This is a genomic window from Nostoc sp. C96 (genome assembly GCF_059384975.1).
Map to the genome: position 1 here is coordinate 154615 of NZ_JBXUHI010000002.1, position 26529 is coordinate 181143.

The window sequence follows — 26529 nt, forward strand, 5'->3', positions numbered from 1 at the left end:
CAACAGCATCCATTCCTACTCACACCCCGTCTTAGGAAGGAGTTCAGCATCCACTTAGTTATAACCATATTTTTTGACAAACCAGGTTTTAACTAGCTGTGTCAAAACACAATAACTCGATAGAATCAACGCTAACCAGAAAAAATAGCTGACAGGTAAAGGCACAAATCCTAAACCTGATGCAATCGGAGAGAAGGGAATATAAATACCGAACGCCATAATTGTCAGAGTCACCAGTAACATAGGCAACGCTGCTGTACTTTGAATTAGGGGAATTTTCGCAGTCCGGATAATGTGGACAATGAGGGTTTGGGTTAATAAACTTTCGACAAACCAACCTGTTTGAAATAGTGCTTGTTTTTCTACCGAGTTAGCACCAAAGACAAACCACATTAAAGCAAATGTCGCATAGTCAAAAATCGAACTCATGGCCGATGTAGAGCATAAACTTCTGGATATCATTAATCTGCCATTTACGTGGTTTAGTTAAGTATTCTGGATTTACATGATTGAAGGGAATGCCAGTTTGAGAAAAATCGTAGAGCAAATTATTTAACAATATTTGCACTGGACTCATCGGCAAAAATGGCAGCAAGGCACTTGCTCCCAACATACTGAACATATTGCCAAAGTTGGAACTTGTACCCATTTTGATATATTTGACGATATTACCGAATGTCTTATGGCCTTCATTCACACCTGCTTCCAGTACCAACAAGCTTTTTTCTAACAGGATAATATCTGCTGACTCTTTGGCAATATCTACGGCTGTGTCCACAGAGATACCAACATCAGCTTCTCGTAAAGCGGCTGCATCATTAATTCCATCCCCCAGAAAGCCGACTATGTGATTTTTTCGGCGTAAAACTTGAATGATTCTGGCTTTTTGCAGGGGAGATAGTTTAGCAAAAATAGTTGTTGTGACTGCTATTTCTGCTAATTCCTCATCAGACAATTTCTCAACTTCGCCACCCAAGAGTGTGTGGTGAACATATAAACCCACATCTTTACAAGTTTTGCGAGTAATAATTTCATTGTCACCTGTTAAGATTTTTATTTGGATGCCATTGTGATTCAGGGCGCTAATTGCTTGGGCTGCTGATTCTTTGGGGGGGTCGAGAAAAGCAATGAATCCTAGTAGAATCAGATTACACTCATCGATAACTGAGTATGTGAGTTGGTCGGGTGGTAGTTCTTTATAAGCGACAGCAATCACCCGTAAGCCATCTTCGTTTAATTCCTTGTCTAATTGTAGCGTTTGGGTGTGTACTGATTCGTCCATCGGTAAAATCTGCTCATTACCTTGGACTTGGGTGCAAACTTGTAGAATTTCTTCGACTGCGCCTTTACAAATTAATATATGCTTGTGATGGGTTTCTTCTACTACTACCGACATCCGACGGCGGATAAAATCAAAAGGAATTTCATCAATTTTGCGGAAATTTTTTTCCACTTTCAACGATTCGTGTAACTCGATGTGTTCGAGTACCGCCACATCTAGTAAGTTTTTTAACCCTGTTTGATAGAAGCTATTGAGGTAGGCATACTCTAGAACTTCGTCATTTTCTTCACCATAAACATCCAGGTGCATTTCCAAAATAATTTTATCTTGGGTGAGAGTACCTGTTTTATCGGTGCAGAGAATATCCATTGCGCCAAGGCTTTGGATGGAGTCGATATTTTTGACGATTACTTTTTTCTCAGACATAGCGATCGCGCCTCTGCCCAGATTGGCTGTGACAATCATCGGTAGCATCTCTGGTGCTAACCCCACAGAAACTGATAGGGCAAAAAAGAAAGCCTCTGTCCAATTACCTTTAATCAAGCCATTGATGAGAAATACTAAAGGTGCAATGACCAGCATAAACCGCAGTAGCAAGAAGCTAATGCCATTTACTCCTTTGTCAAAACTAGAGAGTGTTTTTTGACCGACAACAGTTTGAGCTAATGCACCCAAGTAAGTATTGCTACCAGTTTGCACTACTACTGCTGTACCTGTACCGCTAACAATGTTAGTACCCATGAAACAAATGTTCACTAATTCCAGTGGGTTTTCGCTTTGGGTTTCATCTTGCGGGTAAAGTTGGATGTTTTTCAACGGGAAGGGATTCTCCTGTGAGCGCACCCTGACTGATAAATAAATCTTTGGCAGCAATTAATCTCACATCTGCGGGGATCGATATCCCCGGCTGAGAGGTAAATAATATCTCCTGGTACTAAGAACTTGATGGGAATTTCTTTTCTTTCTACTGTATGGGGATGGAGAGTAATACCATATTCTCGTAATATTTCTGGTGGGATGTCTTGACGCTGATCTTTGCGGCTAACAGTTGTAGTTGTTCTCACCATTTCTTGGAGTTTTTCGGCTGCTAAACTAGAACGAAACTCTTGAGAAAAGCGCAGTAAGACGCTAAAAATAACCATGATGATAATAATCACTGCGGCTTTGATATCACCTGTCACCAAGGAGATGATTGCCAAAGATATCAACAGAATAACTAAAGGATTTTGAAAAGTTTTAAATAGCTGGATATACCATTTTGGTGGTTTCTCGCGGGCAATTTCATTTAATCCATATTTTTCTAAATTAATTTCGGATTCAATCTCACTCAAACCTTCAAGAGAAGTATTGAGCGATTGCAGCAATGTTGCTAAATCAATCGTCGAGATATCAAGGAGTTTTGCTGATAATTTTATAGAAATATCAGATTCTACTTTTGGCTTTTTGCTTGTATGGGATAGCCGTCTCAGAAATCTTTGAACAAGACTCATAATAAATTGCTAGTGCAAATATTTTTTGAATATATAAAGACTTACCATGATGCGTCTATACAAAAATCTTTAGCATAATTTGGCATCATACTTTAAAAAATTTGTAATATTAAAAAAGATGGAAATTATTCCACCTTTCACAACAAGCTTCACTGTATTGCACCTAATAAACTGCAAAATTCAACCATTAAATTTGATTTCTTTGGGCTTTGGGTTTGTTAGTGAAATCTAACCAGCAGATGGTTCAATTTTCTCCATTTGAGCTTCAGCTTTTTGTTCAGCAAGTTCAGCCTTGGCTTCAGCCATGATATCTTCAAAAGTTTCACCAACTTCGGCAATTACTCCTCTACCCTTTTCATAAAGGAGAATTCCGCCTTTAATGGCTGTTTTAGCTATTGGTTTACCAACACCTGCTACTACTGGAACTATGACTGGAAGAAGTACTATCGCTGCAATCCCTGGAACGCCAAGGTCTTCGACTAAATTTTCAACATCCGGTATAATTTTAGGTGACATAACATTATTTTTCTCTTAATGTTTACACTTATATATTATCAAAATGCAATAGATTTATCATCAAGAAAAATATTTTTTTAAAAACTCTTATTCTATCAATTGATTTTCTGATTTACTTGTATTTGAATACTGGATTTTTAACAGAAAAACTCAAGCAATAATACTCTAAAAATCAGAACAATTCACAATAAATCAATATTGAGCATCAAATAATATTTACTCTTTCAACCAAAGTGACCATTGACATATTGCCGGGTAATATCTTGTTTTGGTTGGGTAAAAATCACATGAGTGTGATCATATTCTACTAGTTCGCCAGTACGGCTTCCTTCTGTCATTTCAGTGTTGAAAAATGCAGTCATATTAGAGATTCGTGAAGCTTGTTGCATATTATGAGTCACAATCACAATGGTGTGATGTTGCTTGAGTTGTTGTACCAGTTCTTCAATCTGTTTGGTTGATATTGGATTCGAGGGCGGCGCAAGGTTCATCCATCAAAATTATCTCTGGTTGTACAGCTAACATTCGGGCGATACATAACCGTTGTTGCTGTCCACCAGAAAGAGAGAAGGCGCTTTCTTTGAGTTTATGCTTCACCTCATCCCAAAGAATCGCACGACGTAATGATAACTCAACAATCTCATCTAAATCTCCCCGATATCGTTGAATGCGGGGGCCAAAAGCAACATTATTGTAGATAGATTTGGGAAAGGGATTTGGCTTTTGAAAGACCATCCCAATATTGCGACGTAAGACTACTGCATCTTCTAAAGGATGATAGACATTGCGCCCTTTAAAAAGAATTTGTCCTTGTAAGTGAGTTTGGGGAATGAGATCATTCAAACGATTAAAACATCTGAGTAAGGTGCTTTTCCCACAACCGGAAGGTGCCAATAAAAGTTGTAATTAGGTTTTTATAGATAGGCAGGTAAACATTACGTAAAGCTAAAAATTTCTCATAATAAAACCCTTCTATTTGTGCGTGTAAAATAACTTCGCTATCTGCTGTGGAGGCATTTACAGATGGCAAAGAAGAAGCTGCCATAAATATTATTGTTGGCTCTTGGAGGAACTTGTCTTCTGTGAGAATTGTGATAACTCAAGCTCAATCTTTTTATAATTAAAGGTAAAAATACACTATCTTGAGGCATAGATTGGTAGGGGCGCGAAGATGTGCGCTCCTATCTAACAACCGATATCATTCTTGTTTACAAATAGCTGTGGCGCATCAGCCATTTTTTTAATTCCACACACCAAAAGACCACGGTACTGAGAATTAAACTAATAATCAAATCCAGTGGTGATAAGGCTACTGTTGTAAAAATCTTCTGTAAAACAGGGACATATATAACAGCCAGTTGCAAAATTAGCGTTAAAGTCACTGCTGTCAAGATTGGCTTGTTGGATAGTAACCCAATTTGCCAGAGGGAGTCTCTATCTGAGCGAATGGCTAGGGCGTTGCCCATCTGAGATAGGGTGATAGTGGTAAACAGAATTGTTTGCCAGTTTGGATTGCCACTGTGCCAATACCAGTAACCTATACCTAAAGATACTAAAGACATTAGTAATCCTATCCAGATAATGTCTCTGCCCATACCTCGCCCAAAGATATTTTCATGGGGAGGATGGGGCGGACGATTCATTGTGTTACGTTCCGCAGGCTCCACACCTAAAGCTAGGGCTGGTAAACCATCAGTAGTAATATTGATCCAAAGAATTTGCAGTGGTAACAACGGTAACGGCATCCCGACAAAGGGAGCTAGGAGCATCACCAAAAGTTCACCAACATTACTACTTAAGAGGTACTTAATAAATTTGCGGATATTGTCGTAAATAATCCGCCCTTCCTTGACAGCAGCAACGATGGTGGCGAAGTTGTCATCTAGCAACACCATATCAGCAGCTTCTCTAGCGACATCAGTACCACTAATGCCCATTGCTATACCAATATCAGCTTTTTTCAGGGCAGGTGGCATCATTGGCTCCGTCACCAGTCATGGCAACAATGTGCCGTCGCCTTTGGAGAAACTGCACAATATTAAACTTATGTTCTGGGGAAATCCTGGCGTAAACTGAGACTTCTTCGACTAAATTTCCCAAAGACTCAAGGGATATGTGGGAGAGGTCATCACTGGTGAGAATGCGATCGCCTGCGGCAATCCCCACTTCTTGGGCAATATATTGAGCAGTGAGGGGGTGATTGCCAGTAATCATCACAGGATGGATACCAGCTTGTTTGCAAAGTAGCACTGCATCCTTAACTTCTGGTCGTGCTGGGTCATTCATCCCCAGCAAACCAACAAATATCAGGTCTTGTTCTATCTTTGCAACACCAGGCGATTGCCAAAGCCGAAAAGATAATCCCAGAACTCGCAAACCATTTTGGGTAAGTTGGTGGTGGGTGGTCAAAATCTGTTCGCGCCACACTTCGTTTAGTACTTGTGCTTGTCCATCTACCCACACTTGACTAGAAACATCTAGCAAACTATTGACTCTCCCCTTGGTAAAAGCAATATAAGGTGCTGATTCCTGAATTTCTCGGTTCCAATACCAAACTGTCTCCAAAGCACAAGAAATTTCAGCTAATGCTGTCGGGAATTGGTGGATAGTCGTCATTCTCTGGCGCTCAAAGCCAAATGGGACTTCTGCCACACGGGGCATAGTTTGTTCTAGTTCAGCTTTCCACAATCCTTGGTGAGCCGCAGCCATCACCAAAGCATTTTCCGTGGGGTCGCCCACAGCACGAAAGTAACGAGGTTCTTCCCAATCTGGTTCTAATCTGGCGTTATTGCACAGAGTCGCACCAGCCAGTAATAAAGCGAGGGCTGGTGGTCGACAGAGTAAAAGTGGACTTGCTTGACTAGGATTGACAACAGGTGATGCCCAACGTACATGAGCAGTGAGATCCAAGCGACGACCAGCTACATCTAGGATAGTCACGATCATCCGGTTCTCGGTGAGAGTACCTGTTTTACCAGAGCAGATTGTGGTGACAGAGCCTAGAGTCTCTACAGCAGGTAGGTGGCGGATGAGCGCCCGGCGTTTCAGCATTTGCTGCGCCCCCAAGGCTAAAGCAATGCTGACTACGGCGGGTAATCCTTCTGGTAAAGCAGCGACCACTAAAGTAACAGCCGTGAGAAACATTAACTTGACATCTTCACCCCGCAGTAAACCTAAAACTAGGATGATGCCGACCAAAACTAAAGAAGCGATCGCTAACCACTTTCCCAGTTGATCCAAGCGTTTTTGTAGCGGTGTTGGCTCTGGTTCCACTGTTTGAATCATGTTGGTAATCTGCCCCAACTCAGTCTGCATACCTGTTTCGGTGACAACCGCTTCCCCCCGACCATAGGTAACAATTGTCTGCATATAAACAGTATTGTGGCGATCGCCTAACCTTACTTCCCCATGCAATTTTTGAGTATCTTTATCTATCGGCTCTGCTGCGCCTGTGAGGGCTGCTTCTTGAGTCCGCAAACCCAAGCTAGTGAGTAGCCGACAGTCTGCGGGGACAATATCTTCTGCTTCCAGCAATACAATATCCCCTGGTACTAAGTTACGAGCGGAGATTTCCTGTATATGACCATCGCGGCGTACTTTGACATTTGGTATTGCTAGTTTTTTGAGATTAGCGATCGCTTTCTGCGCTCGGTATTCTTGGCTAAAACCTAAAAAAGTAATCAGCACAATAATGGCAATAATGCCTAAGCCATCTTTGTAGTCACCCAAAACAGCGGAAATCACCGCAGCCACAATCAAAATAATTACCAGTGTTTCGCTGAGTTGCTCCCAGAGAATTTGCCAAGGTTGTTTCAGTCCTGGCTCAATCAATTCATTAAAACCATATTTTTCTAAACGATGACTAGCTTCTACCGTACTCAATCCCCAGGAGGCATCACTACCTAGCCTGTGCAGTGCTTCGGCGACATCAAGTTGATACCAATTGCTCATGTTGTCTACCTTCAGCTTGACTTAGAAGAAGTAGTAGGGAGTGGTCTAATTAATCGAAAATACTGTATCTAAGTTAAATATTTTCAAATATACACTTTGTTTATATTGGTATGAATCTAGAATTAGATATATTAATCATTTACCGACATTTTACCTACGGGCAACAGCATTGAGAACACTGCTGCTCTCAGGTTGATTTATTCAGTTAGGTCTTCATTATCTGTTTGTAGTGTCTTAAAGCTCTGTGTTAACTTCTGCCAGAGTGACTCAATTTCCTCATAGCACTCCTGTGAAGAAAGTTTTCCCAAAGTCTGTAGATTGTACAAATAACAGACACGTTGAGAAAATTCTTGAAGATTAGCATTGAATAAAAAATTTTGAGGCGTAAACTTACCAAGATATCGATATTGCTCGTAAAGAAAATTGTTTTTAGCTGTCTGATTGTAGTCATCCATATAAAAATCTTTTTAGCTAAAATTTTAACTTGATTTTTCAGGTTGTTTTTAAATTTATATCTTCAAGAGCGGTAAAAACGCTCTTACCCTTCGCCTCATACTGTGTTTAGCAGTGATTGCCTGTCTGACTATCCCTAAACTAATGGAAAAGTACATAGATGCTAAATAAATGTAAGTCCCAAAATCCCTAGCAGTTGCTCGATTGTAAAAGTTATGCCGATGTAAACTAATAAGGCATAAGTGTAGCAGTGGCCATGAGTAGCGATCGCATAGACAAAATAATTGAAAAACTTCAGAAGCTAAAGGAAATTCGGCAAGAAGTAGTTGAGCAACCAATGTCACCACCAGGGGCATGGATACATGAATATGTGATGTATAGGCAGTATAAAAAAGATGGTGATGTTTATTGGTATCAGTATGCGAAGTGGCAGTCCAATGAACCAATTTTTAAACGCAACCCGAAGGAATCGTTGAAAGGGATTGTGAAGAGAGGCAAAAACCCAGAGTATACGTGCCATCAGCACATAGGCAGAGTGGGAAGTAGCACAGGGCTACCGACTGATGAAATGGTCACAGAAGCATATCAAGAATGGAATAATCGTAAGCGTTTAGAAGCAATTGATACAGCCATACGAGAAATAGAAATTGTGCTAAAAAAAGTTATGCCGTCAGAAACTAATGAGGCATAACTTAAAATACAAGCGATCGCCACTATGCCTGTACAAGCTTGTATATAGATAATAAGTGTTAGCCTTTGTTATGGGTAAATAAGAGGGTAAAGTTAACGTTAGCGATCGCCTGTATTGTTATCACTGTACTAATGGAAATGTCCATAGATATTAAACGTTAACCTTCGCATGGGTATACAAGAGGGTAAGAAAAATGGACGTGATGCCTGCGGTGGTTGTAGCGATCGTTTATCAAGCTATGCCTATACAAAACAAATTAACCAGTGATACTACTTGTTAGCTTTCCTATACCTATACAACAGGGTTAGTCAAAGTAAGGAAGGACAGCGATCGCCTGTCAAGATGCCAATACAAGAGGGTATGAATGCAGATATCACTGTACAAAAAGTTGAAGCCAAGAGATATCCCTATACAACAGGGAAAGTGTACAAATAATCTCTAGACAAGAGAGTAGGAATGCAGATATCTCTGTACAAGACGGTGAAGCTATGCCTATACATTAGGGTAAATACGGAGATATGCCTAGACAAGAGGGATAGAGCATAGGTATACAACAAGGTATAAGCAGGGGTATCCCTATACAAGAGGATATGGAGAGACACGAGAGAATAGTCAGTAGCATCAATATACAAGAGCAACTGAATAGTCCTTACTAACATTCCTTGTTCTCCAGAGAACAAGGAATGTTAGTAAGGACTATTCAGTTGCTCTTGTATATTGATGCTACTGACTATTCTCTCGTGTCTCTCCATATCCTCTTGTATAGGGATACCCCTGCTTATACCTTGTTGTATACCTATGCTCTATCCCTCTTGTCTAGGCATATCTCCGTATTTACCCTAATGTATAGGCATAGCTTCACCGTCTTGTACAGAGATATCTGCATTCCTACTCTCTTGTCTAGAGATTATTTGTACACTTTCCCTGTTGTATAGGGATATCTCTTGGCTTCAACTTTTTGTACAGTGATATCTGCATTCATACCCTCTTGTATTGGCATCTTGACAGGCGATCGCTGTCCTTCCTTACTTTGACTAACCCTGTTGTATAGGTATAGGAAAGCTAACAAGTAGTATCACTGGTTAATTTGTTTTGTATAGGCATAGCTTGATAAACGATCGCTACGACCGCCGCAGGCATCACGTCCATTTTTCTTACCCTCTTGTATACCCATGCGAAGGTTAACGTTTAATATCTATGGACATTTCCATTAGTACAGTGATAACAATACAGGCGATCGCTAACGTTAACTTTACCCTCTTATTTACCCATAACAAAGGCTAACACTTATTATCTATATACAAGCTTGTACAGGCATAGTGGCGATCGCTTGTATTTTAAGTTATGCCTCATTAGTTTCTGACGGCATAACTTTTTTTAGCACAATTTCTATTTCTCGTATGGCTGTATCAATTGCTTCTAAACGCTTACGATTATTCCATTCTTGATATGCTTCTGTGACCATTTCATCAGTCGGTAGCCCTGTGCTACTTCCCACTCTGCCTATGTGCTGATGGCACGTATACTCTGGGTTTTTGCCTCTCTTCACAATCCCTTTCAACGATTCCTTCGGGTTGCGTTTAAAAATTGGTTCATTGGACTGCCACTTCGCATACTGATACCAATAAACATCACCATCTTTTTTATACTGCCTATACATCACATATTCATGTATCCATGCCCCTGGTGGTGACATTGGTTGCTCAACTACTTCTTGCCGAATTTCCTTTAGCTTCTGAAGTTTTTCAATTATTTTGTCTATGCGATCGCTACTCATGGCCACTGCTACACTTATGCCTTATTAGTTTACATCGGCATAACTTTTACAATCGAGCAACTGCTAGGGATTTTGGGACTTACATTTATTTAGCATCTATGTACTTTTCCATTAGTTTAGGGATAGTCAGACAGGCGATCACTGCTAAACACAGTATGAGGCGAAGGGTAAGAGCGTTTTTACCGCTCTTGAAGATATAAATTTAAAAACAACCTGAAAAATCAAGTTAAAATTTTAGCTAAAAAGATTTTTATATGGATGACTACGATCAGACAGCTAAAAACAATTTTCTTTACGAGCAATATCGATATCTTGGTAAGTTTACGCCTCAAAATTTTTTATTCAATGCTAATCTTCAAGAATTTTCTCAACGTGTCTGTTATTTGTACAATCTACAGACTTTGGGAAAACTTTCTTCACAGGAGTGCTATGAGGAAATTGAGTCACTCTGGCAGAAGTTAACACAGAGCTTTAAGACACTACAAACAGATAATGAAGACCTAACTGAATAAATCAACCTGAGAGCAGCAGTGTTCTCAATGCTGTTGCCCGTAGGTAAAATGTCGGTAAATGATTAATATATCTAATTCTAGATTCATACCAATATAAACAAAGTGTATATTTGAAAATATTTAACTTAGATACAGTATTTTCGATTAATTAGACCACTCCCTACTACTTCTTCTAAGTCAAGCTGAAGGTAGACAACATGAGCAATTGGTATCAACTTGATGTCGCCGAAGCACTGCACAGGCTAGGTAGTGATGCCTCCTGGGGATTGAGTACGGTAGAAGCTAGTCATCGTTTAGAAAAATATGGTTTTAATGAATTGATTGAGCCAGGACTGAAACAACCTTGGCAAATTCTCTGGGAGCAACTCAGCGAAACACTGGTAATTATTTTGATTGTGGCTGCGGTGATTTCCGCTGTTTTGGGTGACTACAAAGATGGCTTAGGCATTATTGCCATTATTGTGCTGATTACTTTTTTAGGTTTTAGCCAAGAATACCGAGCGCAGAAAGCGATCGCTAATCTCAAAAAACTAGCAATACCAAATGTCAAAGTACGCCGCGATGGTCATATACAGGAAATCTCCGCTCGTAACTTAGTACCAGGGGATATTGTATTGCTGGAAGCAGAAGATATTGTCCCCGCAGACTGTCGGCTACTCACTAGCTTGGGTTTGCGGACTCAAGAAGCAGCCCTCACAGGCGCAGCAGAGCCGATAGATAAAGATACTCAAAAATTGCATGGGGAAGTAAGGTTAGGCGATCGCCACAATACTGTTTATATGCAGACAATTGTTACCTATGGTCGGGGGGAAGCGGTTGTCACCGAAACAGGTATGCAGACTGAGTTGGGGCAGATTACCAACATGATTCAAACAGTGGAACCAGAGCCAACACCGCTACAAAAACGCTTGGATCAACTGGGAAAGTGGTTAGCGATCGCTTCTTTAGTTTTGGTCGGCATCATCCTAGTTTTAGGTTTACTGCGGGGTGAAGATGTCAAGTTAATGTTTCTCACGGCTGTTACTTTAGTGGTCGCTGCTTTACCAGAAGGATTACCCGCCGTAGTCAGCATTGCTTTAGCCTTGGGGGCGCAGCAAATGCTGAAACGCCGGGCGCTCATCCGCCACCTACCTGCTGTAGAGACTCTAGGCTCTGTCACCACAATCTGCTCTGGTAAAACAGGTACTCTCACCGAGAACCGGATGATCGTGACTATCCTAGATGTAGCTGGTCGTCGCTTGGATCTCACTGCTCATGTACGTTGGGCATCACCTGTTGTCGATCCTAGTCAAGCAAGTCCACTTTTACTCTGTCAACCACCAGCCCTCGCTTTATTACTGGCTGGTGCGACTCTGTGCAATAACGCCAGATTAGAACCAGATTGGGAAGAACCTCGTTACTTTCGTGCTGTGGGCGACCCCACGGAAAATGCTTTGGTGATGGCTGCGGCTCACCAAGGATTGTGGAAAGCTGAACTAGAACAAACTATGCCCCGTGTGGCAGAAGTCCCATTTGGCTTTGAGCGCCAGAGAATGACGACTATCCACCAATTCCCGACAGCATTAGCTGAAATTTCTTGTGCTTTGGAGACAGTTTGGTATTGGAACCGAGAAATTCAGGAATCAGCACCTTATATTGCTTTTACCAAGGGGAGAGTCAATAGTTTGCTAGATGTTTCTAGTCAAGTGTGGGTAGATGGACAAGCACAAGTACTAAACGAAGTGTGGCGCGAACAGATTTTGACCACCCACCACCAACTTACCCAAAATGGTTTGCGAGTTCTGGGATTATCTTTTCGGCTTTGGCAATCGCCTGGTGTTGCAAAGATAGAACAAGACCTGATATTTGTTGGTTTGCTGGGGATGAATGACCCAGCACGACCAGAAGTTAAGGATGCAGTGCTACTTTGCAAACAAGCTGGTATCCATCCTGTGATGATTACTGGCGATCACCCCCTCACTGCTCAATATATTGCCCAAGAAGTGGGGATTGCCGCAGGCGATCGCATTCTCACCAGTGATGACCTCTCCCACATATCCCTTGAGTCTTTGGGAAATTTAGTCGAAGAAGTCTCAGTTTACGCCAGGATTTCCCCAGAACATAAGTTTAATATTGTGCAGTTTCTCCAAAGGCGACGGCACATTGTTGCCATGACTGGTGACGGAGCCAATGATGCACCTGCCCTGAAAAAAGCTGATATTGGTATAGCAATGGGCATTAGTGGTACTGATGTCGCTAGAGAAGCTGCTGATATGGTGTTGCTAGATGACAACTTCGCCACCATCGTTGCTGCTGTCAAGGAAGGGCGGATTATTTACGACAATATCCGCAAATTTATTAAGTACCTCTTAAGTAGTAATGTTGGTGAACTTTTGGTGATGCTCCTAGCTCCCTTTGTCGGGATGCCGTTACCGTTGTTACCACTGCAAATTCTTTGGATCAATATTACTACTGATGGTTTACCAGCCCTAGCTTTAGGTGTGGAGCCTGCGGAACGTAACACAATGAATCGTCCGCCCCATCCTCCCCATGAAAATATCTTTGGGCGAGGTATGGGCAGAGACATTATCTGGATAGGATTACTAATGTCTTTAGTATCTTTAGGTATAGGTTACTGGTATTGGCACAGTGGCAATCCAAACTGGCAAACAATTCTGTTTACCACTATCACCCTATCTCAGATGGGCAACGCCCTAGCCATTCGCTCAGATAGAGACTCCCTCTGGCAAATTGGGTTACTATCCAACAAGCCAATCTTGACAGCAGTGACTTTAACGCTAATTTTGCAACTGGCTGTTATATATGTCCCTGTTTTACAGAAGATTTTTACAACAGTAGCCTTATCACCACTGGATTTGATTATTAGTTTAATTCTCAGTACCGTGGTCTTTTGGTGTGTGGAATTAAAAAAATGGCTGATGCGCCACAGCTATTTGTAAACAAGAATGATATCGGTTGTTAGATAGGAGCGCACATCTTCGCGCCCCTACCAATCTATGCCTCAAGATAGTGTATTTTTACCTTTAATTATAAAAAGATTGAGCTTGAGTTATCACAATTCTCACAGAAGACAAGTTCCTCCAAGAGCCAACAATAATATTTATGGCAGCTTCTTCTTTGCCATCTGTAAATGCCTCCACAGCAGATAGCGAAGTTATTTTACACGCACAAATAGAAGGGTTTTATTATGAGAAATTTTTAGCTTTACGTAATGTTTACCTGCCTATCTATAAAAACCTAATTACAACTTTTATTGGCCCTTCCGGTTGTGGGAAAAGCACCTTACTCAGATGTTTTAATCGTTTGAATGATCTCATTCCCCAAACTCACTTACAAGGACAAATTCTTTTTAAAGGGCGCAATGTCTATCATCCTTTAGAAGATGCAGTAGTCTTACGTCGCAATATTGGGATGGTCTTTCAAAAGCCAAATCCCTTTCCCAAATCTATCTACAATAATGTTGCTTTTGGCCCCCGCATTCAACGATATCGGGGAGATTTAGATGAGATTGTTGAGTTATCATTACGTCGTGCGATTCTTTGGGATGAGGTGAAGCATAAACTCAAAGAAAGCGCCTTCTCTCTTTCTGGTGGACAGCAACAACGGTTATGTATCGCCCGAATGTTAGCTGTACAACCAGAGATAATTTTGATGGATGAACCTTGCGCCGCCCTCGATCCAATATCAACCAAACAGATTGAAGAACTGGTACAACAACTCAAGCAACATCACACCATTGTGATTGTGACTCATAATATGCAACAAGCTTCACGAATCTCTAATATGACTGCATTTTTCAACACTGAAATGACAGAAGGAAGCCGTACTGGCGAACTAGTAGAATATGATCACACTCATGTGATTTTTACCCAACCAAAACAAGATATTACCCGGCAATATGTCAATGGTCACTTTGGTTGAAAGAGTAAATATTATTTGATGCTCAATATTGATTTATTGTGAATTGTTCTGATTTTTAGAGTATTATTGCTTGAGTTTTTCTGTTAAAAATCCAGTATTCAAATACAAGTAAATCAGAAAATCAATTGATAGAATAAGAGTTTTTAAAAAAATATTTTTCTTGATGATAAATCTATTGCATTTTGATAATATATAAGTGTAAACATTAAGAGAAAAATAATGTTATGTCACCTAAAATTATACCGGATGTTGAAAATTTAGTCGAAGACCTTGGCGTTCCAGGGATTGCAGCGATAGTACTTCTTCCAGTCATAGTTCCAGTAGTAGCAGGTGTTGGTAAACCAATAGCTAAAACAGCCATTAAAGGCGGAATTCTCCTTTATGAAAAGGGTAGAGGAGTAATTGCCGAAGTTGGTGAAACTTTTGAAGATATCATGGCTGAAGCCAAGGCTGAACTTGCTGAACAAAAAGCTGAAGCTCAAATGGAGAAAATTGAACCATCTGCTGGTTAGATTTCACTAACAAACCCAAAGCCCAAAGAAATCAAATTTAATGGTTGAATTTTGCAGTTTATTAGGTGCAATACAGTGAAGCTTGTTGTGAAAGGTGGAATAATTTCCATCTTTTTTAATATTACAAATTTTTTAAAGTATGATGCCAAATTATGCTAAAGATTTTTGTATAGACGCATCATGGTAAGTCTTTATATATTCAAAAAATATTTGCACTAGCAATTTATTATGAGTCTTGTTCAAAGATTTCTGAGACGGCTATCCCATACAAGCAAAAAGCCAAAAGTAGAATCTGATATTTCTATAAAATTATCAGCAAAACTCCTTGATATCTCGACGATTGATTTAGCAACATTGCTGCGATCGCTCAATACTTCTCTTGAAGGTTTGAGTGAGATTGAATCCGAAATTAATTTAGAAAAATATGGATTAAATGAAATTGCCCGCGAGAAACCACCAAAATGGTATATCCAGCTATTTAAAACTTTTCAAAATCCTTTAGTTATTCTGTTGATATCTTTGGCAATCATCTCCTTGGTGACAGGTGATATCAAAGCCGCAGTGATTATTATCATCATGGTTATTTTTAGCGTCTTACTGCGCTTTTCTCAAGAGTTTCGTTCTAGTTTAGCAGCCGAAAAACTCCAAGAAATGGTGAGAACAACTACAACTGTTAGCCGCAAAGATCAGCGTCAAGACATCCCACCAGAAATATTACGAGAATATGGTATTACTCTCCATCCCCATACAGTAGAAAGAAAAGAAATTCCCATCAAGTTCTTAGTACCAGGAGATATTATTTACCTCTCAGCCGGGGATATGATCCCCGCAGATGTGAGATTAATTGCTGCCAAAGATTTATTTATCAGTCAGGGTGCGCTCACAGGAGAATCCCTTCCCGTTGAAAAACATCCAACTTTACCCGCAGGTCAAACCCAAAGCGAAAACCCACTGGAATTAGTGAACATTTGTTTCATGGGTACTAACATTGTTAGCGGTACAGGTACAGCAGTAGTAGTGCAAACTGGTAGCAATACTTACTTGGGTGCATTAGCTCAAACTGTTGTCGGTCAAAAAACACTCTCTAGTTTTGACAAAGGAGTAAATGGCATTAGCTTCTTGCTACTGCGGTTTATGCTGGTCATTGCACCTTTAGTATTTCTCATCAATGGCTTGATTAAAGGTAATTGGACAGAGGCTTTCTTTTTTGCCCTATCAGTTTCTGTGGGGTTAGCACCAGAGATGCTACCGATGATTGTCACAGCCAATCTGGGCAGAGGCGCGATCGCTATGTCTGAGAAAAAAGTGATCGTCAAAAATATCGACTCCATCCAAAGCCTTGGCGCAATGGATATTCTCTGCACCGATAAAACAGGTACTCTCACCCAAGATAAAATTATTTTGGAAATGCACCTGGATGTTTATGGTGAAGAAAATGACGAAGTTCTAGAGTATGCCTACCTCAATAGCTTCTATCAAACAGGGTTAAAAAACTTACTAGATGTGGCGGTACTCGAACACATCGAGTTACACGAATCGTTGAAAGTGGAAAAAAATTTCCGCAAAATTGATGAAATTCCTTTTGATTTTATCCGCCGTCGGATGTCGGTAGTAGTAGAAGAAACCCATCACAAGCATATATTAATTTGTAAAGGCGCAGTCGAAGAAATTCTACAAGTTTGCACCCAAGTCCAAGGTAATGAGCAGATTTTACCGATGGACGAATCAGTACACACCCAAACGCTACAATTAGACAAGGAATTAAACGAAGATGGCTTACGGGTGATTGCTGTCGCTTATAAAGAACTACCACCCGACCAACTCACATACTCAGTTATCGATGAGTGTAATCTGATTCTACTAGGATTCATTGCTTTTCTCGACCCCCCCAAAGAATCAGCAGCCCAAGCAATTAGCGCCCTGAATCACAATGGCATCCAAATAAAAATCTTAACAGGTGACAATGAAATTATTACTCGCAAAACTTGTAAAGATGTGGGTTTATATGTTCACCACACACTCTTGGGTGGCGAAGTTGAGAAATTGTCTGATGAGGAATTAGCAGAAATAGCAGTCACAACAACTATTTTTGCTAAACTATCTCCCCTGCAAAAAGCCAGAATCATTCAAGTTTTACGCCGAAAAAATCACATAGTCGGCTTTCTGGGGGATGGAATTAATGATGCAGCCGCTTTACGAGAAGCTGATGTTGGTATCTCTGTGGACACAGCCGTAGATATTGCCAAAGAGTCAGCAGATATTATCCTGTTAGAAAAAAGCTTGTTGGTACTGGAAGCAGGTGTGAATGAAGGCCGTAAGACATTCGGTAATATCGTCAAATATATCAAAATGGGTACAAGTTCCAACTTTGGCAATATGTTCAGTATGTTGGGAGCAAGTGCCTTGCTGCCATTTTTGCCGATGAGTCCAGTGCAAATATTGTTAAATAATTTGCTCTACGATTTTTCTCAAACTGGCATTCCCTTCGATCATGTAGATCCAGAATACTTAACTAAACCACGTAAATGGCAGATTAATGATATCCAGAAGTTTATGCTCTACATCGGCCCCATGAGTTCGATTTTTGACTATGCGACATTTGCTTTAATGTGGTTTGTCTTTGGTGCTAACTCGGTAGAAAAACAAGCACTATTTCAAACAGGTTGGTTTGTCGAAAGTTTATTAACCCAAACCCTCATTGTCCACATTATCCGGACTGCGAAAATTCCCCTAATTCAAAGTACAGCAGCGTTGCCTATGTTACTGGTGACTCTGACAATTATGGCGTTCGGTATTTATATTCCCTTCTCTCCGATTGCATCAGGTTTAGGATTTGTGCCTTTACCTGTCAGCTATTTTTTCTGGTTAGCGTTGATTCTATCGAGTTATTGTGTTTTGACACAGCTAGTTAAAACCTGGTTTGTCAAAAAATATGGTTATAACTAAGTGGATGCTGAACTCCTTCCTAAGACGGGGTGTGAGTAGGAATGGATGCTGTTGACGAAATATTTCTTCACATTGCCGACCAAGGAAGCTTGATGTTTGCAAAAGTTGAAATTCTGAAGCATAACTAGAAAATGAGTTGAAAAAATATAATTGAACAAAACTTGCACAAAAAATTGCTCTAACTTAAACTTTCAATTCAAAATATGGTTCAAAACTTTTGTTTTAGTAGATATCTGAACAAAAATCAAATATTTTATTGTCCAAGCGATCGCTCTATTTTTGGGCAATCACCTACTCAAATTGTAGCTGCATAATAATGATAATCAAGCCGAAGGATTGATAAAAAGCCTAAGCTATGGCATCTCAGTACATTGATAATTGTCAACAGATGACAGTAAGAGCAATCATACTCATTTTCTTTCACCTTTTGTACACCCATACTTAGCAAGACTTTTCACGAATTTTGAAAAGGCAGGATAGTTGACGCTGACAACGCTATAACACGCTTAACCCATCAGGTACAAACTCGACTAAATTTATAGCCTGATCAATTTTTATTCCTGACTTGCGATTGTCGTATGGGTTTAACTCATGCTTGGCGTTGTGGTCATCTAATCGAGTTTGGTAATTCTCCAAAATTTTCTTGATGGTCGCTGGCTTACTGCCTGTGAGTGTTTGTATTGCAGTTTGGTTAATATGCCATTTCTGATTTCTTTCAGTGCAGTTATTGTTATGAACTTCTAAGGCATAGATAGCGCGGCGTGTAAGCTCATCAGCCCTACCAGGATGGGTTTTGTATTTTTCGCTCATCAGTTCTGCGGTAAGCACTGAGCTTAAGTCTTCATCAGCTAACTTGACTTTCCCCGTTACGGTCTTAGCATAAACTTGGCAAGCTTTTCTGACAAATTCAGCCAGTGACATACCAGAGTAAGCGATCGCATCTTCCACTACTTTCTGGGTATCTGCGTCTAACTCCAACTGTGCAATATTCATAGTTTCTAATGAGGGTACTGTAGCTGTAGCTTCTGGTTGTAAAGTAGTTTGCTCTGTCTGTTGGGTCTGTTCTGTCTGTGCTGGTTGCTCAAAACCAGCTTTATAGGCATCTCTTGCTTCATCCCCGATAACATCCCAGCGATCGCGGTTGCTGGTGGCATACCATAGAGCTAAATGCTCCCAGTGAGGAGCTTTACCGCGTGGCTTAGTGTGGTAATACCCTGGCTTTCGCTTTTGAGAATTAGGAAATTTTTCAGTAATGGCTTTTGCAAACGCTGTTCTAGGTCTTTTCAGGCTGTTATCACTGCTGATGGCTGTTCTGATTGGCTCCCAGTATTTGAGTGTTATTTCTCTAATAGCTTGCTCATCCTTGACACCTTTTAACTGGTTCGCGGCAATGCTACCTAGCCTAGATGCCCAAACCTCATTACTTTCTCTTTCTAATTTTTCAATCTCACTCATAATAGATGTGTGATTAAACTCGCCACAATCCCTATACTAAACCTCTTGTAATAAATTGTCAAGAGGTTTAGTATAGGGATTTATCAAATTTTGGTGAGGCTTCTAGGCTTGATTTCATAACGCTTGTAACTGTTGATTGTGGTTTCATCTCGGTCAATTAAAATTCGTTCTGCGTAGTCGATAAAATCATAAGAATCAATGCCAGCATTAACTACACAAGCTCTAAAATAAGCGGCTCTAAATTTGTGATATGTACGCTCATCTTCTGGAAAAATATCAAATTCTTTACAATGTTGATTAAGTGTTTTTGAAAAACGTCTGTTTACCCGTTCCGGGTCTTCATCTTTTGGAAATCGTTTACCTTTTTTATCAAGCCAGTCCAGAGCATGACATACTAAATTAGAATTAATTAATGTGGGTATTTCAAATACTACTTCTTTAATTGGTAAAGCCTTTTCACCTATTTTTACACGTCTAGATTTACCTTTTAATTGTCCTTTAAAAGCTACTGTATAATCATTAATTCTTTCAAAACTGGCTGACAAATGAACTTCGCCCATACGACGACCAGTGGCCAAAGCAATAGAACAACTCACATCCATCCAATTAGCATCATTACCATTTTTGATGTCAGTTAGTACAGTATGAGCAAATTTGAGAGAGTTAGTTAAATCAATTTCTATCCGGTTTTCTGGCTGTCTACGCTCGGTTACTTTTTCTCTATACTGTTCTGATTGGGCAGCTTTATAAGGTGCAAAATGCTCTGACAAGGCTCGACCAAAATTAGTAATTATCGTATTTACTGCACTATGTAAAGCTTCATCTTTTATAGAAGTTTTGATTGAATTTTTAAGTGCTTTTTTAAGTGCTGTAATTTGTCTGAGACAAGTACCATAGGTTTTTAATGCCTCTGGCTTTTCATCTGGATATGTGACTTTCAATAATCTAATTTCTTCAGTTGCTAACTTTTTCCATCCAGGTATCTTACCTACACCATTTTTACGTTCTGTTTGTTTGCGGTAGGGTGCTAAAGCTTCAAACTTTGGCATTAGATAACTTACGCGCTCATCCACAAAGCTATTTTCTATCTCATTCTGTGTCTTCAATTCCCTGCTCATACCAATTCCTTACTTACTAATATTTCCATATTAAAGTAACCAAGGACTGTACACAAGGGTTTATATATAGATAAATTACCTAAAACCTGGATTATTACACTAGCTATCCCTATACAAAGTATCTTATTAGTTTTTCTAAATCCTTTAGTATAACGATGCAATTATTCATGGTGAGGCAGTGTGAGGATTTCTCTAACAAGGCATTAATGGTTACACCTGCTCTAATTGCTCTTTTCTAGTACAGCCTATTATAAATAACTAGTTCTAAAAATGTATAACTAGTCATATAAGCTATTTTGATAATACTGGTTATTGATTAATTTAACTAGTTCTTTTATTATAGAACTAGTTAGCCAAAGGGGGATTTTACTTGCCCTACATAAAAAGGATATCTGTATGCTAGTTCTACTTATTCCTAAAAACCAAGTTCACACTAAATCTAATAGCTACTTCGACGGTGAATTTGATGCTGCTATTGGCTTACCTCCTCAAAGCTACTCAGGTGACTACTGGCAAGGCTATTTAAACAAAGTTACCGAAACAGGTAACACAGCTTTCTAATTTTACAAGGGGAGGCTGAACCCTCCCTAATCTCCTAAGTAATGAAAAAAATTCCATATATCTATGCTGAATTCATCTCAACAAAAACTTTTTTCTTTACTAATTTATTGCCCTAATCTTCAACATCTAGCTCAACTTCCTCCAGAAATTTGCGAAGTGCTTTGTGAGTTGGCATTGGCATTACGTACAGGAGGCTTTGATGCAATTCAAGCATCAGTAAAGCTTAAAAAACTGGCAGAAATGACTCATGAAGAAATCTTGTATGCTTTTGAAGTTTACCGTCAAAAACAAATAGGCAAAATTTAAGTAATTCGGCAGAGTTAAACAAATTTAAGATTATCAATGTAGGTTAGATATGCTACGTAAGTTAGAAGAACTATCTAATTCTGAACTCATCCAACTATTTGAATCAGCTACAATATTCGATGATGAAGGTGATTTAATGGATGAACTTGAAAATTTTACTAAAGAAAGATTTGGAAAATGTTTTACGAGACAAGTTGATGTCTCTGTTCATGATATTTACCGAGAATTAGCTGAAAGATTTGTCAACCACTTGCAAAGTAATAATTTGTAACCGAGATTTTCAAAATACTTATAGCAGTTCTAAATTATAATTATTTAATTTAGAACTGTTTACTATTAATTATTAAAGTATTCAGAGTTTAAAAAATTTGTTGAACTGTCGATAAAACCAAACTTAAAATATTTTTTAATTTATATTTATGTAATTTTCTCTTAACAATACAGTTAATCTAAAAATTATTTTTGATTAATGAATATTACCAACTAATAACATCACTAATTAATTTACCCTTGTGCCGCTTATTATGATATTGTCCTAAACTATATTTATTATTGTGATCGCTGACTAAAGTTTGATGACGATTAATCCAATCAGCTATAACTTGGCCATTGGCTCCTGATAACTCTCTTAATGTTACATTTCCGATATACCATCTCTCATCATTACTAGATGCTACATTATCGTTGTAATTAGCGATCGCCTGAAAAACTCTCTTGAGTTTTTCCTCCACTGCTGGCCTAGCTTTCATCTTGCGTAATTCTTCACTGGGTACACTTTGCCAGTCCTTCTCTTCTTCTTTAGGTTGTGGTGGCTGTGATTTGGTTATACCTTGGGTTGTTAATGGGAACTGACCATCTTCCAATTTTTTTAACAGTGCTGTTACTAAATTTTCCAGATGTTCTACTCTCGCAACTAATTGATTAGGTTGTGACTCAACTAGTTCTTTTCCTTCTGTTTGTGGCATTGCCTGTCTCTGCTGTAATTGTTGTTCTAACTGACTAATTCTGTTCTGTGCTTCTAACAAATTGCGCTGTAAGTTAATAACTTCTTCTCCAGACATGACTAATTTGCTTACTGCTTCTTGTTGAGTACGCATCGACCAAAGTTTTTGTAATTCTTGGAGTTTTTCTAAATCTGATTCATAAGCTTTAATGCTAACAAGTTTTTCTTTTTGCATTTCTATTAATGGTACTGGTTTGGTGACGTAACTCATATTTGACTTTCTCCTAGTTCTACATTAAAAGAACTAGTTTCTCAAGTCAATAACCAGTTATGATATCACCCGAAACCAGTAATTAACTCTATAACTAGTTTTCTTAAGGCACTTGCTAAGAAACTAGACTCATCTGTTTAACTGTTGAAGTTTCCAGGTACTCTGGTTTGAGTTTGAAGAAGCAAATACACCATCTCGCGCTTTGCACTCGTTCAATGCCATGCGGCTGCTTGTTGTCGAAGCTGATGCAATCTCCTTCCTCAAGCCAGTATGACTCTAGGAGCCGCACATTCTGACAACCAGAAATAAAAAATCGCGCTCGACCCATCACGTTTATCTGTGCTGCCCCCGAAGCGTAAGCTGGAGAGTCACGGTGTATCTTAATTTGCGTCCCGGCTGGGTAAAACAAAACTAGTGCTTGATGAAAATTCGGCAACAATTTCTCTCCTAATTCCTCAATAACAAACGAACCAGGATACAACCCAGGTTCGATTAACTTAACCTCATACTAAGTTGCGTTCAGAGATAGTATTCTAAGATGAGGAAAGAAAGTTAAAGAACGCAGGCGAGCGCTATCAGAACAAAGCTCAACTAAGCCCTGGCACAGAACGTCCTCAACTTGATCTAAAGTAGGAAAGACCTGATTATAAAAATGTTTTTCTCGAATATCTTCCCAGATGTGTTCAACAGGCATTAATTCTGGGCTATGAGCGGGTTGAAAAATTAACCGAATATTTTCCGGAACTTTTAAAGCATTAGAGCGGTGCCAAGATGCTTTATCCAATTGTAAAATTACAAAATAATCAGCAAATTCCTGAGAGATCTGTGACAACAATAAATTCATCATTTTAGTATTAGCATAAGGCAGAGTTAAGCAGGTCATTTTCCCTAATTCAGGTGCAACTGCGGCGTAAGCATAAATGTATTGTCTGACCTGCTGTTTTGGTACAGTTGGGCGTATTCCTTGTGGACACCAACAAGCCCGAACCTCACCAATCCGACCAAATCTGCCTTCATCTCCTGCCATCAATACTACAGGTCTAGTATCGGATGGATTTCTTGTTTGATTAATTTCTTCTACTAACTGTGGAAAGTTTTTTTAAATTCATCAACAGCGTTTGGATCTTTTTTGGGATGAGTTGGTCTAGGGACAATTTTGCGCCATTGATGCCGTTCTAATAGTCGATAAATTGTGGTCTTATGCACTGCAAAACCACATTCTTTTTCGTAAGCCAGCTTTATTTGTAATGCGGTTGCTACCTGACCACGACGGGCTTTTTCTTTAAACGAATCTATCAGTTGCTTTTCTTGTTCCCAACTTAAATAACAATTACGTCTTCCTCCTTTCCCTGGTGTTGATATTCCTGCTTCTCCTTGCCGATTGTATTGCTGTATTACTTTTCTCACAAATCCTTTAGATACTCCAACGTGTAAAGCTATCTCGGCTGCTGTTCTTGGGTCTGCCAGCGCATTATATATCACTGACCATTTTTGTCTTTCCCAATAAGATAATGCCGTTTTTACTTTCTGCTTTACCGTTTCTAAATCTAGATGAGGAAACGCTTGCGTCACTTGAGCCATATCTACCCGTAAAGCTTTACTTTTTTCTCTCCATATCTTTTTTACCCTACTACATCTGGCTGCAACTTAGTATCAGCCTTGTTTCCCGACTTCGCACTAGTAAGACTAACGAACCGCCGCAGATGCAACTCCAAACGACCATCAGCGTATTTTGAAACAGACGGAAACATCTGATTTTCAATCCACTTACACCAATCCTGAATCTGGGCTAACTCTTGCCCCTCCAGTTTCCCAAGCCTCGTAATCAAATTGGGAGATTCGGATTTAGCTGTTACAAACTCCTGATTTTCTGTAACTTTAGCGATCGCCGTAGCATTGGCCAATGACGGTACAAGACGTTGCCGATAAAACTCATGCTGCAAAGAAGACAGAACACTTAAAACTCCTAATTCTGACCATTCGCCTAAATCCTCACCATGCAGAGATACACGATAATATCCACAAGGGGTGCGATGTCTAACGACAAGCCGCAAAGCGTCTACGCACTGCACCGGATAACCCGACGAATGACATTTTTCAATCAGCGACAACACCAGGGGCGAATATATCGCAGAGTGGTTGATTGTTTCACCTTGTATAAAGTTGAGTTGTGGTGTTGAAGACATTTCAACTTCTCCACCCCATAGCTGGGGCAAGTGCTTTTGTAATACCTCCTCTCCAACCAGATGCCGATGGCAGAAATCGCTACTCTTTTCAAAACAGCACAGCGTCATATCTTGTGGATTAGACTGCTGTTTGTTTACCCACAACTGGATCAACTGTTGCCGAGAATCCAAAATTTTTCTGAACTCCCTCTTATATTCTGACTGCGCGGCGATATCTTTGGCTGAAGATTTCCACCAACGTAACAATTCAGAAGTTGGAGCGAATAGGGGTAAGTGCTTACCTTTCCAATTGGGGGGAGGGTTCAGCGAAATAGAAAAAGCTTCTCCCTTAATTTCGACCTGCGTAATACGAGGTGAATATAGGCATATTAAAAGTTCCATCAAGCTATTATTTGCTGAGACAAGCTAGTGAAAAATGAACTAAAACGCAATTGGTTAAGCGAAATTTGTACAGAAAAATTAAGTACAAAAGCGTAGTAGCTCACATATTAATTTCAGGTGTTGGTAGAAACTTTTTTGAATGCAATAATCTTGCATGATTTTTCTGCTTTTTCAGCTTTCTTTCTAGCTGTCGAGCTTCTTTTAAAGTCTCTGTTGCCCAGACTCGGACAACTTCAAAAAATATTCCTCTATCCCTGGCAGCACGGGTAAAAGCTGCGGCTGTCCCTTGTTTATGCTGTTTTAGACGTTTATTCAGATTAGTGCAAGAACCAAGATAATATCTAGCCGAATGTTTTTCTGTACCTAAAGGTGCGGATAGTTTCAGTAGATAGCAGCAAGGCTGTTTCATGCTCCGTTACTTTCTATGCTTTGAGATTGTGCAGATTTAAAGTTTTCAATGCCCTCTTGAACTTCACCTAATGAATTAATTACATCCAACAAATTAAAATCGTTGGAAATGGTAAATTCTTCAGTGGCTTCTATATCTGTATATTCCTGCCTAGCTTGCAACATTCTTAGGATTATTTCTATGGCTCTAAGAATTATCTGAATTTCCTCTATGCTTAAACTTTGAGTCATCTTTACAACTCCATTTAATTTCTAGTAATGTCCGAATATTTATTGCTACTAAAAATAACTTCTTGAAGAAATTGAAGCGGTTTTTCTTCAAATTTTTAATAATTAGCAAAGTTGGTTTTACTTACTTTTTAATTGTTCTTGTGATTGTGTCACTGATTGAACAGTTAATCTTCCTGTTATTATTCCTACACTCAACAATCCTAATAGACATAACAGAATTAATTGAACTGGCAGTTCATCAAAAGTGAAAACATGAATGTCATATTTAGCAATTGCATATCTTACCATTGCCATTTGCAAAGGGTTAAAGTCAAACCATTCGCGGCTTTTGACTAAGCCTTTAACCTGACAATGTTTAAACTGATTGTGCAATTGTGTCTCCACTTCTGCCATGTCTTGAACGTAAACAGTAGTGAGAATTTTAATGTTGCATGGTGGCTGATTGGCGTGAAAATTTTCTAGTCTCAGTTGAGGATTTCGAGATAAACCAATTTTGCAACGACGCAGGTAGAAACCAGGGATTAAACCGTGATAACCTTCTGCCTCCATTAAATAAATGTACCCTGACTCATGATCATTTCTAGGCTGATATCCATTGCTAAAGTAGGAAGATTCCAT

General features: G+C 39.5%; 22 protein-coding genes and 4 pseudogenes. 9 read left to right on the forward strand and 17 right to left on the reverse strand.

Features of this window, described 5'->3' with window-relative positions:
- Positions 1-54 precede the first annotated feature (54 nt).
- The 5 genes and pseudogenes from mgtA (AC504W_RS29040) to AC504W_RS29060 form a co-directional block, all read right to left on the reverse strand.
- A pseudogene (gene mgtA, locus AC504W_RS29040) lies at positions 55-2772 on the reverse strand (magnesium-translocating P-type ATPase).
- Positions 2773-3000: 228 nt separating this feature from the next.
- Entirely contained in the window at positions 3001-3288 is a 288-nt protein-coding gene (locus AC504W_RS29045) for a DUF5132 domain-containing protein (RefSeq protein ID WP_494874833.1), read from the reverse strand.
- Between the two features lie 224 nt (positions 3289-3512).
- A pseudogene (gene pstB / locus AC504W_RS29050) lies at positions 3513-4333 on the reverse strand (phosphate ABC transporter ATP-binding protein PstB).
- Between the two features lie 163 nt (positions 4334-4496).
- A pseudogene (locus tag AC504W_RS29055) lies at positions 4497-7239 on the reverse strand (cation-translocating P-type ATPase).
- A 197-nt stretch (positions 7240-7436) separates the two neighbouring features.
- Positions 7437-7694 (reverse strand): DUF7219 family protein, encoded by a 258-nt coding sequence (locus AC504W_RS29060; RefSeq protein ID WP_494874838.1) that lies wholly within the window; start codon positions 7692-7694, stop codon positions 7437-7439.
- Positions 7695-7948: 254 nt separating this feature from the next.
- On the opposite strand from AC504W_RS29060, the gene AC504W_RS29065 reads away from it, so the two are divergent.
- Positions 7949-8383 carry a hypothetical protein gene (locus tag AC504W_RS29065; protein ID WP_494874837.1) on the forward strand — a complete coding sequence of 145 codons (435 nt, stop codon included), beginning with the start codon at positions 7949-7951 and terminating at the stop codon, positions 8381-8383.
- A 1342-nt stretch (positions 8384-9725) separates the two neighbouring features.
- Here the strand turns inward: AC504W_RS29065 and AC504W_RS29070 are convergent.
- On the reverse strand, positions 9726-10160 hold the full coding sequence (locus tag AC504W_RS29070) for a hypothetical protein (protein ID WP_494874837.1): 435 nt from the start codon (positions 10158-10160) through the stop codon (positions 9726-9728).
- Positions 10161-10414: 254 nt separating this feature from the next.
- Here AC504W_RS29070 and AC504W_RS29075 point away from each other — a divergent pair, with 254 nt between their 5' ends.
- The 5 genes from AC504W_RS29075 to mgtA (AC504W_RS29095) all read left to right on the forward strand — a co-directional run bounded on the left by AC504W_RS29075 (position 10415) and on the right by mgtA (AC504W_RS29095) (position 18051).
- Positions 10415-10672 carry a DUF7219 family protein gene (locus AC504W_RS29075; protein ID WP_494874836.1) on the forward strand — a complete coding sequence of 86 codons (258 nt, stop codon included), beginning with the start codon at positions 10415-10417 and terminating at the stop codon, positions 10670-10672.
- A 197-nt stretch (positions 10673-10869) separates the two neighbouring features.
- Complete coding sequence (locus AC504W_RS29080) at positions 10870-13611, forward strand: cation-translocating P-type ATPase (protein ID WP_494874835.1); 2742 nt, start codon at positions 10870-10872, stop codon at positions 13609-13611.
- Positions 13612-13774: 163 nt separating this feature from the next.
- On the forward strand, positions 13775-14593 hold the full coding sequence (gene pstB, locus AC504W_RS29085; protein ID WP_494874834.1) for a phosphate ABC transporter ATP-binding protein PstB: 819 nt from the start codon (positions 13775-13777) through the stop codon (positions 14591-14593).
- Between the two features lie 224 nt (positions 14594-14817).
- Positions 14818-15105, forward strand: a complete 288-nt coding sequence (locus AC504W_RS29090; RefSeq protein ID WP_494874833.1) for a DUF5132 domain-containing protein — start codon at positions 14818-14820, stop codon at positions 15103-15105.
- Between the two features lie 228 nt (positions 15106-15333).
- Positions 15334-18051: a magnesium-translocating P-type ATPase gene (mgtA, locus tag AC504W_RS29095; RefSeq protein ID WP_494874832.1), complete on the forward strand. Its 2718-nt coding sequence runs from the start codon at positions 15334-15336 to the stop codon at positions 18049-18051.
- Between the two features lie 495 nt (positions 18052-18546).
- Here the strand turns inward: mgtA (AC504W_RS29095) and AC504W_RS29100 are convergent, their stop codons facing one another.
- Positions 18547-19506, reverse strand: a complete 960-nt coding sequence (locus tag AC504W_RS29100) for a hypothetical protein (protein ID WP_494874831.1) — start codon at positions 19504-19506, stop codon at positions 18547-18549.
- Positions 19507-19589: 83 nt separating this feature from the next.
- The gene (locus AC504W_RS29105; RefSeq protein ID WP_494879919.1) at positions 19590-20624 is read right to left on the reverse strand and encodes a protelomerase family protein; all 1035 of its coding nucleotides are present in this window, start codon (positions 20622-20624) and stop codon (positions 19590-19592) included.
- Positions 20625-21020: 396 nt separating this feature from the next.
- Here AC504W_RS29105 and AC504W_RS29110 point away from each other — a divergent pair, with 396 nt between their 5' ends.
- The 3 genes from AC504W_RS29110 to AC504W_RS29120 all read left to right on the forward strand — a co-directional run bounded on the left by AC504W_RS29110 (position 21021) and on the right by AC504W_RS29120 (position 21762).
- A complete protein-coding gene (locus tag AC504W_RS29110; RefSeq protein WP_190971236.1) occupies positions 21021-21185 on the forward strand; it encodes a hypothetical protein in 165 nt (54 codons plus the stop codon).
- A 63-nt stretch (positions 21186-21248) separates the two neighbouring features.
- The gene (locus AC504W_RS29115; RefSeq protein ID WP_494874829.1) at positions 21249-21491 is read left to right on the forward strand and encodes a hypothetical protein; all 243 of its coding nucleotides are present in this window, start codon (positions 21249-21251) and stop codon (positions 21489-21491) included.
- 49 nt (positions 21492-21540) lie between these two features.
- The gene (locus tag AC504W_RS29120; RefSeq protein WP_494874828.1) at positions 21541-21762 is read left to right on the forward strand and encodes a hypothetical protein; all 222 of its coding nucleotides are present in this window, start codon (positions 21541-21543) and stop codon (positions 21760-21762) included.
- Between the two features lie 205 nt (positions 21763-21967).
- Here the strand turns inward: AC504W_RS29120 and AC504W_RS29125 are convergent, their stop codons facing one another.
- The 9 genes and pseudogenes from AC504W_RS29125 to AC504W_RS29165 all read right to left on the reverse strand — a co-directional run bounded on the left by AC504W_RS29125 (position 21968) and on the right by AC504W_RS29165 (position 26529).
- Positions 21968-22705 carry a hypothetical protein gene (locus AC504W_RS29125; RefSeq protein WP_494874827.1) on the reverse strand — a complete coding sequence of 246 codons (738 nt, stop codon included), beginning with the start codon at positions 22703-22705 and terminating at the stop codon, positions 21968-21970.
- A gap of 115 nt (positions 22706-22820) precedes the next feature.
- Positions 22821-23141, reverse strand: coding sequence for a hypothetical protein (locus tag AC504W_RS29130; protein ID WP_494874826.1), 321 nt, complete (start codon positions 23139-23141; stop codon positions 22821-22823).
- 72 nt (positions 23142-23213) lie between these two features.
- Positions 23214-23777 (reverse strand): IS630 family transposase, encoded by a 564-nt coding sequence (locus AC504W_RS29135; protein WP_494879929.1) that lies wholly within the window; start codon positions 23775-23777, stop codon positions 23214-23216.
- 8 nt (positions 23778-23785) lie between these two features.
- A complete protein-coding gene (locus tag AC504W_RS29140; RefSeq protein ID WP_494874842.1) occupies positions 23786-24286 on the reverse strand; it encodes a helix-turn-helix domain-containing protein in 501 nt (166 codons plus the stop codon).
- A gap of 41 nt (positions 24287-24327) precedes the next feature.
- On the reverse strand, positions 24328-24891 hold the full coding sequence (locus AC504W_RS29145; RefSeq protein WP_494879930.1) for a hypothetical protein: 564 nt from the start codon (positions 24889-24891) through the stop codon (positions 24328-24330).
- Between the two features lie 96 nt (positions 24892-24987).
- Positions 24988-25272, reverse strand: a pseudogene (locus tag AC504W_RS29150) (hypothetical protein); the annotation flags it as partial.
- Between the two features lie 100 nt (positions 25273-25372).
- Positions 25373-25681, reverse strand: coding sequence for a GIY-YIG nuclease family protein (locus AC504W_RS29155; RefSeq protein WP_494874822.1), 309 nt, complete (start codon positions 25679-25681; stop codon positions 25373-25375).
- A complete protein-coding gene (locus AC504W_RS29160; RefSeq protein ID WP_494874821.1) occupies positions 25678-25911 on the reverse strand; it encodes a hypothetical protein in 234 nt (77 codons plus the stop codon). Before AC504W_RS29160 ends, AC504W_RS29155 begins: the two co-directional genes overlap by 4 nt.
- A 117-nt stretch (positions 25912-26028) precedes the next feature.
- The gene (locus AC504W_RS29165; RefSeq protein ID WP_494874820.1) at positions 26029-26529 is read right to left on the reverse strand and encodes a GIY-YIG nuclease family protein; all 501 of its coding nucleotides are present in this window, start codon (positions 26527-26529) and stop codon (positions 26029-26031) included.